General features: G+C 54.7%; 12 protein-coding genes. All 12 read left to right on the top strand.

Translation table 11 applies throughout. From position 1 onward, the window contains the following. Positions 1-6: 6 nt before the first annotated feature. Positions 7-2,424: an outer membrane protein assembly factor BamA gene (gene bamA, locus ACSPHG_RS19680; protein WP_435955154.1), complete on the top strand. Its 2,418-nt coding sequence runs from the start codon at positions 7-9 to the stop codon at positions 2,422-2,424. A 120-nt stretch (positions 2,425-2,544) separates the two neighbouring features. Next, complete coding sequence (gene skp, locus ACSPHG_RS19675) at positions 2,545-3,045, top strand: molecular chaperone Skp (RefSeq protein WP_435955153.1); 501 nt, start codon at positions 2,545-2,547, stop codon at positions 3,043-3,045. Between the two features lie 3 nt (positions 3,046-3,048). Then, complete coding sequence (gene lpxD, locus ACSPHG_RS19670) at positions 3,049-4,074, top strand: UDP-3-O-(3-hydroxymyristoyl)glucosamine N-acyltransferase (protein WP_435955152.1); 1,026 nt, start codon at positions 3,049-3,051, stop codon at positions 4,072-4,074. A 128-nt stretch (positions 4,075-4,202) separates the two neighbouring features. Then, positions 4,203-4,658 carry a 3-hydroxyacyl-ACP dehydratase FabZ gene (fabZ, locus tag ACSPHG_RS19665; protein WP_121264562.1) on the top strand — a complete coding sequence of 152 codons (456 nt, stop codon included), beginning with the start codon at positions 4,203-4,205 and terminating at the stop codon, positions 4,656-4,658. Between the two features lie 3 nt (positions 4,659-4,661). Further along, positions 4,662-5,450, top strand: coding sequence for an acyl-ACP--UDP-N-acetylglucosamine O-acyltransferase (gene lpxA, locus ACSPHG_RS19660; RefSeq protein WP_435955151.1), 789 nt, complete (start codon positions 4,662-4,664; stop codon positions 5,448-5,450). Beyond that, positions 5,451-6,599, top strand: a complete 1,149-nt coding sequence (gene lpxB / locus ACSPHG_RS19655) for a lipid-A-disaccharide synthase (RefSeq protein WP_435955150.1) — start codon at positions 5,451-5,453, stop codon at positions 6,597-6,599. Further along, positions 6,596-7,192 (top strand): ribonuclease HII, encoded by a 597-nt coding sequence (gene rnhB / locus ACSPHG_RS19650; RefSeq protein WP_435955148.1) that lies wholly within the window; start codon positions 6,596-6,598, stop codon positions 7,190-7,192. Before lpxB ends, rnhB begins: the two co-directional genes overlap by 4 nt. Positions 7,193-7,230: 38 nt before the next feature. After that, complete coding sequence (gene dnaE / locus ACSPHG_RS19645; protein WP_435955147.1) at positions 7,231-10,713, top strand: DNA polymerase III subunit alpha; 3,483 nt, start codon at positions 7,231-7,233, stop codon at positions 10,711-10,713. Positions 10,714-10,725: 12 nt separating this feature from the next. Further along, positions 10,726-11,685: an acetyl-CoA carboxylase carboxyl transferase subunit alpha gene (accA, locus tag ACSPHG_RS19640; protein ID WP_435955146.1), complete on the top strand. Its 960-nt coding sequence runs from the start codon at positions 10,726-10,728 to the stop codon at positions 11,683-11,685. 187 nt (positions 11,686-11,872) lie between these two features. Further along, on the top strand, positions 11,873-13,645 hold the full coding sequence (locus ACSPHG_RS19635) for a glycoside hydrolase family 19 protein (RefSeq protein WP_435955145.1): 1,773 nt from the start codon (positions 11,873-11,875) through the stop codon (positions 13,643-13,645). Between the two features lie 81 nt (positions 13,646-13,726). Then, positions 13,727-15,868 (top strand): lysine decarboxylase LdcC, encoded by a 2,142-nt coding sequence (locus tag ACSPHG_RS19630; RefSeq protein ID WP_435955144.1) that lies wholly within the window; start codon positions 13,727-13,729, stop codon positions 15,866-15,868. 54 nt (positions 15,869-15,922) lie between these two features. Next, positions 15,923-16,312, top strand: coding sequence for a VOC family protein (locus ACSPHG_RS19625; protein ID WP_435955143.1), 390 nt, complete (start codon positions 15,923-15,925; stop codon positions 16,310-16,312). Positions 16,313-16,329 lie beyond the last annotated feature (17 nt).

Below are 16,329 nucleotides of genomic sequence, written 5' to 3'. Positions count from 1 at the left end.
ACAACGATGGCGATGAAAAAGTTGCTCATAGCGTCGCTGCTGTTTAGCAGCGCCACCGTATACGGTGCAGACGGGTTCGTAGTGAAAGACATTCATTTCGAAGGCCTGCAGCGAGTCGCCGTCGGTGCGGCCCTCCTCAGCATGCCAGTTCGCGTAGGCGATACTGTCTCTGACGAGGATATCAGTAATACTATCCGTTCACTGTTTGCTACCGGGAACTTCGAAGATGTCCGGGTGCTGCGTGACGGCGAGACGCTGGTCGTTCAGGTAAAAGAGCGTCCAACAATCGCAAGTATTACTTTCTCTGGTAACAAGTCCGTGAAGGACGACATGCTTAAGCAGAACCTTGAGGCTTCTGGCGTGCGTGTCGGCGAATCATTGGACCGCACCACCCTCTCGGATATCGAGAAAGGGTTAGAAGACTTCTACTACAGCGTTGGTAAGTACAGTGCCAGCGTTAAAGCCGTGGTTACGCCACTGCCGCGTAACCGTGTTGACCTGAAACTGGTATTCCAGGAAGGCGTCTCAGCCAAAATTCAGCAAATCAACATCGTCGGCAACCACGCGTTCTCTACCGAAGAGCTAATCTCTCACTTCCAGCTGCGCGACGAAGTGCCATGGTGGAACGTGGTGGGCGATCGTAAATACCAGAAGCAGAAACTGGCGGGTGACCTTGAAACCCTGCGCAGCTACTACCTGGATCGCGGTTACGCTCGCTTTAACATTGACTCCACGCAGGTCAGCCTGACGCCGGACAAGAAAAGCATCTATGTGACGGTGAACATTACTGAAGGCGATCAGTACAAAATTGCTGGCGTAACGGTAAACGGCAACTTAGCGGGGCACTCGGCGGAAATTGAAAGCCTGACCAAGCTGAAGCCGGGCGAGCTGTATAACGGTACGAAAGTCACCAAGATGGAAGACGATATCAAGAAACTCTTGGGTCGTTATGGATATGCCTATCCACGCGTGCAGACTCAGCCTGAAATCAACGATGCGGACAAGACCGTTAAACTGCACGTAAGCGTAGATTCCGGTAACCGCTACTACGTGCGTAAAGTTCGCTTCGAAGGCAACGACACCAGTAAAGACTCCGTTCTGCGCCGCGAAATGCGCCAGATGGAAGGTGCATGGTTAGGTAGCGATCTCGTCGATCAGGGTAAAGAGCGTTTGAACCGTCTCGGCTACTTTGAAACCGTTGACGTCGATACCCAGCGTGTTTCCGGTAGCCCGGATCAGGTAGACGTTGTTTACAAGGTGAAAGAACGTAACACCGGTAGCTTCAACTTCGGGGTTGGTTACGGTACTGAAAGCGGCGTAAGCTTCCAGGTCGGTGTTCAGCAGGATAACTGGTTAGGTACCGGCTACTCCGTTGGCATCAACGGTACGAAGAACGATTACCAGACCTATGCAGAACTGTCCGTTACCGATCCGTACTTCACCGTCGATGGCGTGAGCCTCGGTGGCCGTCTGTTCTATAACGACTTTAAGGCAGATGACGCGGATCTGTCCGACTATACCAACACCAGTTACGGTGTGGACGGTACGCTCGGCTTCCCGGTTAACGAATACAATACCTTGCGTCTGGGCTTAGGTTATGTGCATAACGACCTGTCCAATATGCAGCCGCAGGTGGCAATGTGGCGTTACCTGGATTCTGTGGGTCAGAGCACATCTAAATCATCTGATGACAATGGTTTTGCGGCAGATGACTTCACCCTGAACTATGGTTGGACATACAACAAGCTGGATCGCGGGTTCTTCCCGACGGACGGTTCGCGTGTCAACCTGAACGGTAAAGTCACCATGCCGGGCTCCGATAACGAGTTCTATAAAATTACCCTCGATACCGCGAGCTACTTCCCAATCAACGAAGACCATACGTGGGTCGTGTTGGGCCGTACCCGTTGGGGCTATGGTGATGGCTTAGGCGGTAAAGAACTGCCGTTCTATGAAAACTTCTATGCCGGTGGTTCCAGCACCGTGCGTGGTTTCCAGTCGAACAACATCGGTCCTAAGGCGGTTTATTACGGCGGTAACGATACCGACAACTGTAATAAGTCCTCTTCGAATGACGTTTGTGGTTCTGACGATGCGGTGGGCGGTAACGCCATGGGTGTGGCAAGCTTCGAGCTGATTACCCCTACGCCGTTCCTTAGTGAGAAGTATGCCAACTCGGTTCGTACATCCCTGTTTGTGGATGCCGGTACCGTGTGGGATACCAACTGGGAAAACACCGCACAGATGAAAGCTGCCGGGGTGCCTGATTACAGTGACCCGAGCAACATTCGTATGTCTGCCGGTTTAGCATTGCAGTGGATGTCACCATTGGGGCCATTGGTCTTCTCCTATGCCCAGCCGTTCAAAAAATACGATGGCGACAAAGCGGAACAGTTCCAGTTTAACATTGGTAAAACCTGGTAATTCTTCTGCGCGAAGGAATGCGATAAGCAGTGAAGCGTTGGTACCGGTCCGGAATGCTCTGGGCTGGTACACGCAAAAGACAGTGTCTTCGGACACATTTGGGATGGTAAGGAGTTTATTGTGAAAAAGTGGTTATTTGCCGCAGGTCTTGGCATCGCTATGGCTGCATCAGCCAGCGTTCAAGCAGCAGAAAGTATCGCTGTTGTAAACATGGGCAACCTGTTCCAACAAGTTGCGCAGAATACCGGTGTTTCTAAGACCCTGGAAAACGAGTTCAAAGGCCGTGCCACTGAACTTCAGGGAATGGAAAACGATCTGCAATCCAAAATGCAGCGTCTGCAGCGCGATGGCTCCACCATGAAAGCTAGCGATCGTAGCAAGCTGGAAAAAGACGTAATGGCTCAGCGCCAGACTTTCTCTACAAAAGCTCAGGCTTTTGAACAAGATCGTCAACGTCGTTCCGGCGAAGAGCGCGGCAAACTGGTTACTCGTATCCAGAGCGCAGTGAAGAAAGTTGCTGACGACAAAGGCTACGACGTGGTGCTGGACACCAACACTGTTGCCTATGCAGGTAGCGGCGTAAAAGACATCACTGCAGATGTACTGAAACAGGTTAAATAAGTAATGTCTTCAATTCGACTGGCTGAATTAGCCCAGCAGTTGGATGCAGAATTGCACGGTGATGGCGATATCGTCATCACCGGCGTTGCATCTATGCAAACGGCCCAGGCAGGCCACATCACGTTCATCGTTAACCCGCGTTATCATGAACAACTGGCGTCTTGCCAGGCTTCCGCCGTCGTAATGACTGAAGCCGACCTTCCTTTTGCCAAAAGCGCGGCTCTGGTAGTGAAGAATCCCTACCTGACCTATGCCCGCATGGCACAAATTCTTGATTCCACGCCGCAGCCTGCACAAAACATCGCGCCTAGCGCGGTGGTCGATACGACTGCGACGGTGGGCAACAACGTGGCGATTGGTGCCAATGCTGTTATCGAATCCGGCGTTGTGCTGGGTGATAACGTCGTCATTGGCCCAGGCTGCTTTGTCGGTAAAAATACTAAAATCGGTGCCGGTACGCGTCTGTGGGCGAATGTCTCGGTTTACCATGAAATCCAGATTGGCGAGCTTTGCCTTATCCAGTCGAGCACGGTTATCGGTGCGGATGGTTTTGGTTATGCTAACGATCGCGGCAACTGGGTGAAGATCCCTCAGCTTGGCCGGGTGATTATTGGCGACCGCGTTGAAATCGGTGCCTGTACGACGATTGACCGTGGCGCACTCGACGATACGATTATCGGTAATGGTGTTATCATTGATAACCAGTGCCAGATTGCACATAACGTTGTGATTGGCGACAATACTGCCGTTGCCGGTGGCGTCATCATGGCGGGCAGCCTGAAAATTGGGCGCTACTGCATGATTGGCGGCGCTAGCGTCATCAACGGCCACATGGAAATCTGCGATAAGGTCACCGTGACAGGTATGGGCATGGTCATGCGCCCAATTACCGAGCCTGGGGTGTACTCTTCCGGTATTCCGCTGCAGCCGAATAAAGTTTGGCGCAAAACCGCCGCGCTGGTGATGAACATCGATGAAATGAACAAGCGCTTGAAGACCATTGAGCGTAAGGTCAATCAACAAGACTAATCATCGCCAGCCTTAAAGCTTAGTTTTAACTCTCGCGAGTTAACTGATTTGCGGCCTGCAAGCTATCTCCTGATAGCCGCAGGCCGTGTTATTATTGTCATTTAGTACATTTGGACAGGAAGAGTATTTTGACTACCGACACTCATACTCTGCACATTGAAGAGATTTTAGAGCTTCTGCCGCACCGTTACCCGTTCTTACTGGTAGACCGCGTGCTGGACTTTGAAGAAGGTCGTTTTCTGCGCGCAGTAAAAAATGTCTCCGTTAACGAGCCATTCTTCCAGGGCCACTTCCCTGGCAAACCTATTTTTCCGGGCGTGCTGATTCTTGAAGCAATGGCGCAAGCTACCGGTATTCTGGCGTTTAAAAGCGTAGGGAAACTGGAGCCTGGCGAACTGTATTACTTTGCGGGTATCGACGAAGCGCGCTTCAAGCGTCCGGTTGTGCCTGGTGACCAGATGGTCATGGAAGTAACTTTCGAAAAAACCCGCCGTGGTCTGACGCGCTTTAAAGGCGTGGCAACCGTTGACGGTAAAATTGTCTGCGAAGCAACCATGATGTGTGCCCGCAGCCGGGAGAGCTGATACGTGATTGATAAATCCGCCTTTATTCATCCATCATCCATTGTGGAAGAGGGCGCCGTTATTGGTGCCAACGTTCACATTGGCCCGTTTTGTGTTGTTGGTCCGCATGTTGAGATCGGCGAGGGTACCGTACTGAAGTCTCACGTTGTGGTAAATGGTCATACGATCATTGGCCGTGATAACGAGATTTATCAGTTTGCCTCCATTGGTGAAGTTAACCAGGACCTTAAATATGCGGGTGAACCTACTCGCGTGGAAATTGGCGATCGCAACCGCATCCGCGAAAGCGTCACCATCCATCGTGGCACAGAACAGGGCGGTGGTTTGACGAAGGTGGGCAGCGATAACCTGCTGATGATCAACGCGCACATCGCGCACGATTGTACCGTTGGGAATCGCTGTATCCTCGCAAATAACGCCACGCTTGCCGGTCACGTTTCTGTCGATGATTTTGCGATCATCGGTGGCATGACCGCGGTGCACCAGTTCTGCATTATCGGTGCGCACGTGATGGTAGGCGGCTGCTCCGGCGTAGCACAGGATGTTCCGCCGTACGTTATCGCGCAGGGCAACCACGCGACGCCGTTTGGCGTCAATCTCGAAGGGCTTAAACGCCGTGGTTTCAGCAAAGAAGCGCTACACGCAATTCGTAACGCTTACAAACTGCTGTACCGCAGCGGCAAAACCCTCGACGAGGCAAAACCGGAAATCGCTGAGCTTGCTAAACAGCATCCGGAAGTAAACGCATTTGTTGAATTCTTTGCGCGCTCCACGCGCGGCTTGATTCGCTAAATGAAGCCTGGTCGTCCCCTAACGATTGCCCTGGTCGCCGGAGAAACTTCCGGCGATATTCTTGGTGCCGGTTTAATTCGCGCCCTGAAGGCTCGCCACCCTGATGCCCGCTTTGTGGGCGTAGCCGGTCCGCGCATGCAGGCCGAAGGCTGCGAAGCCTGGTATGAAATGGAGGAGCTGGCGGTAATGGGCATTGTTGAAGTGCTCGGTCGCCTGCGTCGCCTGTTGCATATCCGCGCTGATTTAACCCGCCGCTTTGCCGAGCTGCAGCCAGATGTGTTCGTCGGCATCGACGCGCCTGATTTCAATATCACGCTGGAAGGCAACCTCAAAAAACAGGGCATTCGCACTATTCATTACGTCAGCCCGTCCGTCTGGGCCTGGCGTCAAAAACGCGTTTTCAAAATTGGCAGAGCAACCGACCTGGTGCTCGCGTTTCTGCCTTTCGAAAAAGCGTTTTATGACAGATTTAACGTACCCTGCCGCTTTATCGGCCACACTATGGCCGACGCCATGCCGCTCGACCCCGATAAAAACGCGGCGCGCGCAACGCTCGGTATCTCACCCGATGTAAAATGTCTGGCTCTGCTGCCGGGGAGCCGTGGCGCAGAGGTCGAAATGCTCAGCGCCGACTTCTTGCGCACCGCGCAGCTATTGCGTAGCCGCTTCCCGGACCTTGAAATCGTCGTGCCGCTGGTCAATGCCAAACGTCGCGAGCAGTTCGAACACATTAAAGCGGAAATCGCCCCAGAGCTTAAAGTTCATATGCTGGACGGCATGGGCCGCGAGGCGATGGTCGCAAGCGACGCGGCGTTACTGGCTTCCGGCACGGCTGCGCTTGAGTGCATGCTGGCCAAATGTCCGATGGTCGTCGGCTATCGCATGAAGCCCTTCACCTTCTGGCTCGCGAAGCGCCTGGTGAAAACAGATTATGTTTCGCTGCCAAACCTCCTTGCCGGGCGCGAACTCGTCAAAGAGCTGCTGCAGGAAGAGTGTGAACCTGCAGCGCTTGCAGCGGCCCTTGAGCCGCTGCTTGAAGACGGCGCGCAGAGCCATCAAATGCATGAAACTTTCCGCGCCCTGCATCAACAAATCCGCTGTAACGCAGACGAACAGGCGGCAGACGCCGTGCTGGAGTTAGCACAATGATCGAATTTATCTATCCGCACACGCACCTGGTTGCGGGTGTGGATGAAGTGGGTCGTGGCCCGCTGGTCGGTGCCGTGGTAACGGCCGCCGTCATCCTCGATCCGGCAAAACCTATCCTGGGTCTTGCGGATTCCAAGAAGCTTTCAGAAAAACGACGCAACGCGCTTTATGATGAAATCGTTGAGAAGGCGCTAGCCTGGAGCCTCGGGCGCGCCGAACCGGCTGAAATCGACCAGCTCAATATTCTGCACGCCACTATGCTTGCGATGCAGCGAGCGGTTGCTGGCCTGGCCATTGCCCCGGAATACGTACTGATCGACGGTAACCGCTGTCCGGCATTACCTATGCCTTCACTTGCGGTGGTAAAAGGGGATAGCCGGGTTGCAGAGATTAGCGCCGCTTCAATCCTTGCTAAAGTTACGCGTGACCGCGAAATGGCCACGTTGGATCTAAGTTTCCCGCAGTACGGATTTGCCCAACACAAGGGCTACCCAACGGCTTTCCATCTGGAAAAGCTGGCGCAGCACGGTGCCACCGAGCATCATCGTCGTAGTTTTGCTCCGGTCAAACGCGCTCTTGGGCTTGCGTCCTGACCTGCGGGTATCTGGTACACATTTAATCGGAATGAGAAATGGCTGAACCACGTTTCGTGCACCTGCGGGTGCACAGTGACTATTCCATGATTGATGGGCTGGCAAAAATAGGGCCGCTGGTGAAAAAAGCCGCGGCGCTGAACATGCCGGCTTTAGCGATCACCGATTTTACCAACCTCTGTGGCCTGGTGAAGTTCTATGGCGGCGCTCATGGCGCTGGCATCAAGCCGATTATTGGCGCAGATTTTAACGTTGCCAATGAACTGCTGGGTGACGAACTTAGCCATCTGACCGTGCTTGCTGCCAATAATGTTGGCTATCAAAACCTGACTCTTCTGATCTCGAAAGCCTATCAGCGCGGCTATGGCGCGGCCGGGCCGGTTATCGATCGCGGCTGGCTTGCGGAACTCAACGAAGGGCTGATCCTGATTTCCGGCGGGCGGATGGGGGATATTGGCAAAAATCTGTTGCGTGGGAACCCTACTCAGGTCGATCAGTGCCTGGAGTTCTACCAGCAGTATTTTGCCGATCGCTTCTACCTGGAGCTGATCCGCACCGGGCGAGCCGACGAAGAAAACTATCTGCATGCCGCCGTTGCCCTTGCTGAAGAGCGGGGTCTACCGGTTGTCGCAACCAACGATGTGCGTTTTATTGACACAACCGACTTTGATGCCCACGAGATCCGCGTCGCCATCCACGACGGCTTCACGCTCGACGATCCAAAACGTCCGCGCAACTACTCGACGCAGCAATATATGCGCAGCGAAGAAGAGATGTGCGAGCTGTTCGCTGATATCCCGGAAGCGCTGGAAAACAGCGTTGAGATCGCAAGGCGTTGCAACGTCACCGTCAGGCTTGGCGAGTACTTCCTGCCGCAGTTCCCGACGGGCGAAATGACCACCGAAGACTTCCTCGTCGTGAAATCGAAGGAAGGTCTGGAAGAGCGACTTGAGTTTCTGTTCCCGGACCCGGCAGAGCGCGCTGAAAAGCGCCCGCCGTATGACGAGCGCCTGGACATCGAACTCGAAGTTATCAATCAGATGGGCTTCCCCGGCTACTTCCTGATCGTAATGGAGTTTATCCAGTGGTCGAAGGATAACGGCGTGCCGGTAGGCCCGGGCCGTGGTTCAGGTGCGGGGTCGCTTGTGGCCTACGCGCTGAAGATCACCGACCTCGATCCGCTTGAGTTCGACCTGCTGTTTGAACGTTTCCTTAACCCGGAACGTGTCTCGATGCCCGATTTCGACATCGACTTCTGCATGGAAAAGCGCGACCGGGTAATCGATCACGTGGCCGAAATGTACGGCCGCGATGCGGTATCACAGATCATCACCTTCGGTACGATGGCGGCGAAAGCGGTTATCCGCGACGTGGGCCGCGTGCTGGGCCATCCTTACGGCTTTGTCGATCGTATCTCTAAGCTGATCCCACCGGATCCGGGCATGACGCTTGCCAAAGCCTTCGAGGCCGAGCCGCAGCTGCCGCAGATCTACGAAGCGGATGAAGAAGTAAAAGCGCTGATCGACATGGCGCGCAAGCTCGAAGGCGTCACGCGTAACGCCGGTAAACACGCTGGCGGCGTGGTTATCGCGCCTACCAAAATTACCGATTTCGCGCCGCTCTACTGCGACGACCAGGGGCAAAACCCGGTCACCCAGTTCGACAAAAACGACGTGGAATACGCGGGCCTGGTGAAGTTCGACTTCCTTGGCTTACGTACGCTCACCATCATCGACTGGGCGCTGAAAATGATTAACCCGCGTCGGGCAAAACAGGGACTGGAGCCGATTGATATCGCGGCTATCCCGCTCGACGATAAGAAAAGCTTCGACATGCTGCAACGCTCGGAAACCACCGCGGTCTTCCAGCTTGAATCCCGCGGCATGAAAGATCTGATCAAGCGCCTGCAGCCCGACTGCTTCGAAGATATGATAGCCCTGGTGGCCCTGTTCCGCCCTGGCCCGCTACAGTCTGGCATGGTGGATAACTTCATCGACCGTAAGCATGGCCGCGAGGCGATTTCCTACCCGGATATTCAGTGGCAGCACGAAAGCCTGAAGCCGGTGCTGGAGCCTACATACGGCATCATCCTGTACCAGGAACAGGTCATGCAGATCGCCCAGGTGCTGTCCGGCTATACTCTCGGCGGCGCGGACATGCTGCGTCGTGCGATGGGTAAAAAGAAGCCGGAGGAGATGGCGAAGCAGCGTTCCAGCTTTGAAGACGGCGCGAAGGCCAACGGCATCGACGGCGAACTGGCGATTAAAATCTTCGACCTGGTGGAAAAGTTCGCCGGTTACGGCTTTAACAAATCCCACTCCGCCGCCTATGCGCTGGTTTCCTACCAGACGCTGTGGCTGAAAGCGCACTACCCGGCAGAGTTTATGGCGGCCGTAATGACCGCCGATATGGACAACACCGAGAAGGTCGTGGGTCTGGTGGACGAATGCTGGCGCATGGGGCTGAAGGTCCTATCGCCGGACATCAACTCTGGTCTTTACCATTTCCACGTCAACGACGACGGCGAAATTGTTTACGGCATCGGGGCGATTAAAGGCGTGGGTGAAGGCCCGATCGAAGCCATTATTGAGGCGCGTAATCAGGGCGGGCATTTCCTCGATCTCTTTGATTTGTGCGCGCGCTCCGATATTAAAAAGCTCAACCGCCGCGTGCTGGAAAAACTAATTATGTCCGGGGCGTTTGACCGCCTCGGGCCGCACCGCGCCGCGCTGATGAACGCGCTTGGCGACGCGCTTAAGGCCGCCGACCAGCATGCGAAAGCAGAAGCTATTGGTCAGGCTGATATGTTTGGCGTACTGGCCGACGAGCCGGAACAGGTCGAACAATCTTACGCCAGCGTCATCCCGTGGCCGGAGCAGGTAGTACTGGATGGTGAACGTGAAACCCTGGGGCTGTATCTTACCGGGCACCCGATCAATCAGTACCTGAAAGAAATTGAGCGCTATGTCGGCGGCATGCGCCTGAAAGAGATGCACCCGACAGAACGTGGTAAAATGACCACGGCTGCGGGTCTGGTGATTGCCTCACGGGTCATGGTGACCAAGCGAGGCAATCGCATTGGCATCTGTACTCTCGACGATCGTTCTGGTCGTCTGGAAGTGATGTTATTCACAGATGCGTTAGAAAAGTACCAGCATCTGCTGGAAAAAGACCGTATCCTGATCGTCAGCGGACAGGTCAGCTTTGATGACTTCAGCGGCGGCCTTAAAATGACCGCTCGTGAACTGATGGACATCGACGAAGCCCGTGAAAAGTATGCGCGCGGGCTTGCTATCTCGCTGACGGACAGGCAAATTGATGACCAGCTTTTAAACCGTCTCCGTCAGTCTCTGGAACCCCACCGTTCGGGGACAATTCCGGTACACCTCTACTATCAGAGGGAAGATGCACGAGCACGGCTGCGCTTTGGCGCAGCTTGGCGTGTTTCCCCCAGCGATCGTTTACTCAACGATCTCAGGACGCTGATTGGTTCGGAGCAGGTGGAACTGGAGTTTGACTAATACAGGAATACTATGAGTCTGAATTTCCTTGATTTCGAACAGCCGATTGCAGAGCTGGAAGCGAAAATCGATTCCCTGACCGCCGTTAGCCGTCAGGATGAAAAATTGGATATTAATCTGGACGAAGAAGTGCAGCGTCTGCGTGAAAAAAGCGTAGAACTCACTCGTAAAATCTTCGCCGATTTAGGAGCATGGCAAATTGCTCAACTGGCGCGCCATCCACAGCGCCCTTACACGTTAGACTATCTCCGTCTGGCATTTGATGAGTTTGACGAACTGGCGGGCGACCGTGCCTATGCCGACGATAAGGCTATCGTTGGTGGCATCGCGCGTCTTGATGGCCGTCCGGTGATGATCATTGGTCACCAAAAAGGTCGTGAAACCAAAGAGAAAATCCGTCGCAACTTCGGTATGCCTGCGCCGGAAGGCTATCGTAAAGCGCTGCGCCTGATGGAGATGGCTGAGCGTTTTAACATGCCAATCATCACCTTCATCGACACCCCTGGGGCATATCCGGGCGTGGGCGCGGAAGAACGCGGCCAGTCTGAAGCTATCGCGCGCAACCTGCGTGAAATGTCTCGCCTGAAGGTGCCGGTCATTTGTACGGTTATCGGCGAAGGCGGTTCCGGCGGCGCGCTGGCTATCGGCGTTGGCGATAAAGTGAATATGCTGCAGTACAGCACCTATTCCGTTATCTCCCCGGAAGGCTGTGCTTCCATTCTGTGGAAAAGCGCGGACAAAGCGCCATTGGCTGCGGAAGCAATGGGTATTATCGCTCCGCGTCTTAAAGAGCTGAAGCTTGTCGATACCGTTATTCCTGAACCTTTGGGCGGCGCGCATCGCAATCCTGAGGCGATGGCCGCGTCGTTGAAAGCGCAGCTGCTTGCCGATCTTGCCGATCTGGACGTGCTGAACAAAGACGAACTGCTAAACCGCCGTTATCAGCGTTTGATGAGCTACGGCTACGCCTAATTTCATCTCACTGATAAACGATAAGGGCCGGATTTTCCGGTCCTTTTTTTTGTGATATCCGATGAGGTTTCGTGAGGCTCGCAATGAGCTAATTTGACAGGTTTTCCGCGTGGATTCTTTTTAGAGTGCCGTCCCGAAAGGTGCATTGAGCGCCAAAGACGATATTCATTCCACAAGGAGAACAGCAATGACGAATAAAAATATTATGATGCTAAGCACGCTTGCAGCGGGCATAGCACTCACTTTCTCGGCGGCTCACGCGGCACCCATGGCGACAAGCACTACGCCGTTCGAAATGAAAGCCAGCGATCTGCAAAAGAGAGAACAGGAACTCACCGGTTTCCCCATGATGCAGGCCGTCAAGGATTCTATCCGCACGCTGGATAACGCAGAGGTCGAACAAATCGTACCGGGCCGCGCGGCCAATCCCGCAAACGTAAAACGCGTTGAGAGCATTATTTCCGCTCAGGACTGGGACTACCTGTTCCCGCTGCGCGCGCCGGAATACACCTATACCAACTTCTTGAAAGCGGTCGGCAAATTCCCGGCGATCTGCGGTTCCTATACCGATGGCCGCGACAGCGACGCCATCTGCCGTAAATCGCTGGCGACAATGTTCGCGCATTTCGCTCAGGAAACCGGCGGCCATGAAAACTGGCGCGATATTGGTGAATGGCGCCAGGCGCTGGTTTACCTGCGCGAGGTAGGCTGGACCGAAGGTCAGAAGGGCGGCTATAACGGTGAATGTAATCCGAGCACCTGGCAGGGCCAAACCTGGCCGTGCGGTAAAGACAAAGACGGCGACTTCCTGAGCTATTTTGGCCGCGGCGCGAAGCAGCTTTCTTATAACTACAACTACGGTCCTTTCTCTGAAGCGATGTTTGGTGATGTTCGCACGCTGCTGGATAAACCCGAGCTGGTTGGCGACACCTGGCTGAATCTCGCCAGCGCGCTGTTCTTCTACGTTTACCCACAGCCGCCTAAACCAAGCATGCTGCACGTTATTGACGGCACCTGGCAACCGAATGACCGTGATAGAGCGAATGGGCTGGTGCCGGGCTTCGGCGTAACTATTCAGATTATCAACGGCGGCGTAGAGTGCGGCGGTTCACAAGAAAAGGATCAGTCGCTGAACCGTATTACCTACTACAAAGAGTTTGCTAACTATCTGAAAGTACCGGTTCCTGCGGATGAAGTGCTCGGCTGTAAAAATATGAAGCAGTTCGACGACGGCGGCGCGGGCGCACTGCCAATCTATTGGGAACAGGACTGGGGCTTTAACGGCGCAAATCCGGGTGGGCTGTCTTATTCCTGCCAGCTGGTGGGCTACCAGACGCCGTTCAGCGCCTTTAAAGAAGGTGATTACAGCAAGTGCGTCGAGCATTTCTATAATGTAACGATCGTAGGCGGCGGCGATGACGAGAAGGACAACACGCCTGAGCCGCAGCCAGGGCCGGAAGCAAACGTTGCGCCGGTCGCGAATATTGCAGGCCCGGTCGGCATGGTTGACGCGGGAAGTGCCGTATCGCTTAGCGCGGCTGCATCCACCGATGCAAACGGCGACGAGCTTAGCTACCGTTGGACCTTCCCGAACGGTACGGTAATCAGCGGCAAGGATAAATCCGTTGTGACGTTTAACGCGCCGGAAAAGAGCACCGATGCTCAGTATGCGATTAGTCTGGAAGTGAGCGACGGCACGCTGAGCAGCCACGCAAGCTATACGCTGAACGTTAAGGCGAAGGCCGCGCAGGATGAAACCACCCCGGCGGACGAAACCGCACCGGGTGAGTACCCTGCGTGGAACGTGAACCAGCAGTGGAAATCAGGTGATATCGTGAATAACCACGGTGCGCTATTCCAGTGTAAGCCGTACCCGTATGGCGCATGGTGCAACAGCGCACCGGAGCACTACGAACCGGGGGTTGGCCTTTCCTGGACCGATGCCTGGACCGCGCTTTAAAAACCTTTACACGCCAACGCTTGCCGTTGGCGTGTGCTTCATCAACTATGCTTACCGAAGACTTTTTCCAGGAGGTAAGCTGTGAATATCATCGCCGTTATGGGACCGCAGGGCGTTTTTTACAAAGACGAGCCGCTGAAGGAGCTGCATCAGGAACTCGAAAAACAGGGCTTCCAGCTCATTTACCCCACCAACAGTAACGACCTGCTGAAACTCATCGAACACAACCCACGCATCTGCGGCGTGATCTTCGACTGGGACGAATACAGTCTGGATTTGTGCAGTGAAATCAACCTGCTTAACGAGTATCTCCCGCTGTATGCCTTTATTAACACCCACTCGTCGCTGGACGTTAGCGTCAACGAGATGCGCATGGCACTGTGGTTCTTTGAATATGCCCTCAGCGCCGCGGACGACATCGCCGTGCGTATCAAGCAGTACACCAACGAATATCTCGACACCATTACGCCGCCGTTGACCAAGGCGCTGTTCACCTACGTGAAAGAAGGGAAATACACCTTTTGCACGCCGGGGCATATGGCCGGCACCGCCTATCAGAAAAGCCCGGTTGGCTGCCTGTTTTACGATTTCTTCGGCGGGAACACCTTAAAAGCGGACGTGTCGATATCGGTCACCGAACTGGGATCCCTGCTCGACCACACCGGGCCGCACCTCGAGGCCGAAGAGTACATCGCCCGTACCTTTGGCGCTGAACAAAGCTATATGGTGACCAACGGCACTTCAACGTCGAACAAAATCGTCGGCATGTATGCCGCGCCGTCCGGCAGCACCGTTTTGATCGACCGCAACTGCCATAAATCACTCACGCATCTGCTGATGATGACCGACCTCGTGCCCATCTGGCTTAAGCCTACGCGCAACGCGTTGGGCATTCTTGGCGGCATCCCCAGGCGCGAGTTTTTGCGTGACAGCATCGAAAAGAAAGTCGCTGCGACGAAAGACGCCCAGTGGCCGGTACACGCCGTAATCACCAACTCAACCTATGACGGGCTGCTGTACAACACGGATTTCATCAAGCAGGCCCTGGACGTGCCGTCGATTCACTTTGATTCTGCATGGGTGCCTTACACCAATTTTCACCCGATTTATCAGGGCAAGAGCGGCATGAGCGGGGATCGCGTTCCCGGCAAGGTGATTTATGAAACGCAGTCTACCCACAAGCTGCTGGCCGCACTTTCGCAGGCCTCGCTAATTCACATTAAGGGCGAGTACGACGAAGACGCCTTTAACGAAGCGTACATGATGCACACCACCACGTCCCCGAGCTATCCGCTGGTGGCGTCGATAGAAACCGCCGCGGCGATGCTGCGCGGCAATCCGGGCAAGCGTTTGATTAACCGCTCCATTGAGCGTGCGCTGCATTTCCGCCGCGAAGTCCAGCGTCTGCGCGAAGAGTCAGAGGACTGGTTCTTCGATATCTGGCAGCCGGAATTTATCGACGAAGCGGCCTGCTGGCCTATCTCGCCGGGCGAAGAAGACTGGCACGGGTTTAGGGATGCCGACGCCGATCACATGTACCTTGACCCGATCAAAGTGACGATCCTGACGCCGGGTATGAGCGAGCTGGGCGAAATGGCGGACGAAGGCATTCCCGCGGCGCTGGTGGCAAAATTCCTCGATGAACGCGGCGTGGTGGTCGAGAAAACCGGGCCGTACAACCTGCTGTTCCTGTTCAGCATCGGCATCGACAAAACCAAGGCGCTCAGCCTGCTGCGCGGCCTGACCGAGTTCAAGCGCTCCTACGATCTCAATCTGCGGGTTAAAAACATGCTGCCGGACCTCTACGCGGAAGATCCCGACTTCTACCGCAACATGCGCATTCAGGATCTGGCGCAGGGGATCCATAAGCTGATTAGGCAACACAACCTGCCCGATCTTATGCTGCGCGCCTTTGACGTTCTGCCTGAAATGAAAATGACGCCCCACGAATCCTGGCAGCAGCAGGTCAAGGGCAACGTCGAAACGGTTGAAATTGAACAGCTGTTGAACCGGGTTTCGGCGACGATGATCCTGCCTTATCCGCCGGGCGTACCCGTCGTCATGCCGGGTGAGATGATCACTAACGAAAGCCGCGCCGTGCTGGACTTCCTGCTTATGCTTTGTTCGGTTGGGGAGCATTATCCCGGCTTTGAAACCGACATCCACGGTGCCAAACTTGGCGAAGATGGCATTTATCGGGTACGAGTCTTAAAAACGCTGTAGCGTCTTGATTTGCCGGAGCGCGGTGGTTAACGTGCCAAAAACAAAGGAGCATTTATGCTGGGCTTAAAGCAGGTTCACCACATCGCTATCATCGCCTCGGATTACCAGGTCAGTAAGCAGTTTTACTGCGATATCCTCGGATTCACTCTTCAGGCGGAGGCGTATCGCGAAGAGCGGGATTCCTGGAAAGGCGATCTGGCGCTAAACGGGCAGTACGTCATTGAACTCTTTTCCTTCCCGTTTCCACCTGCACGCCCGAGCCGCCCGGAAGCCTGCGGCCTGCGACATCTGGCGTTCAGCGTTGACGATCTTGACCTGGCCGTTCAGCATCTTGAAAAGCACGGCGTCACCTGCGAACCCATTCGTATCGATCCGTTTACCGACAGGCGTTTTACCTTCTTTGCCGACCCCGACGGCCTGCCGCTGGAACTTTACCAGCAGTAACTCTTGCCTCTCTCCTC

This window comes from Dryocola baronae (assembly GCF_051297175.1).
Taxonomy (GTDB): Bacteria; Pseudomonadota; Gammaproteobacteria; order Enterobacterales; family Enterobacteriaceae; genus Dryocola.
Note: the sequence above shows the minus strand (reverse complement) of the source record. Positions and strands in the feature narration are given on the sequence as shown.

What these genes read in the sequence shown, in the direction of transcription:
- dnaE (WP_435955147.1), top strand. Translation starts at nt 7,231, where the DNA reads ATGGCTGAACCACGTTTCGTGCACCTGCGGGTGCACAGTGACTATTCC.
- lpxB (WP_435955150.1), top strand. Translation starts at nt 5,451, where the DNA reads ATGAAGCCTGGTCGTCCCCTAACGATTGCCCTGGTCGCCGGAGAAACT.
- accA (WP_435955146.1), top strand. Translation starts at nt 10,726, where the DNA reads ATGAGTCTGAATTTCCTTGATTTCGAACAGCCGATTGCAGAGCTGGAA.
- bamA (WP_435955154.1), top strand. Translation starts at nt 7, where the DNA reads ATGGCGATGAAAAAGTTGCTCATAGCGTCGCTGCTGTTTAGCAGCGCC.
- rnhB (WP_435955148.1), top strand. Translation starts at nt 6,596, where the DNA reads ATGATCGAATTTATCTATCCGCACACGCACCTGGTTGCGGGTGTGGAT.
- ACSPHG_RS19625 (WP_435955143.1), top strand. Translation starts at nt 15,923, where the DNA reads ATGCTGGGCTTAAAGCAGGTTCACCACATCGCTATCATCGCCTCGGAT.
- ACSPHG_RS19635 (WP_435955145.1), top strand. Translation starts at nt 11,873, where the DNA reads ATGACGAATAAAAATATTATGATGCTAAGCACGCTTGCAGCGGGCATA.
- lpxD (WP_435955152.1), top strand. Translation starts at nt 3,049, where the DNA reads ATGTCTTCAATTCGACTGGCTGAATTAGCCCAGCAGTTGGATGCAGAA.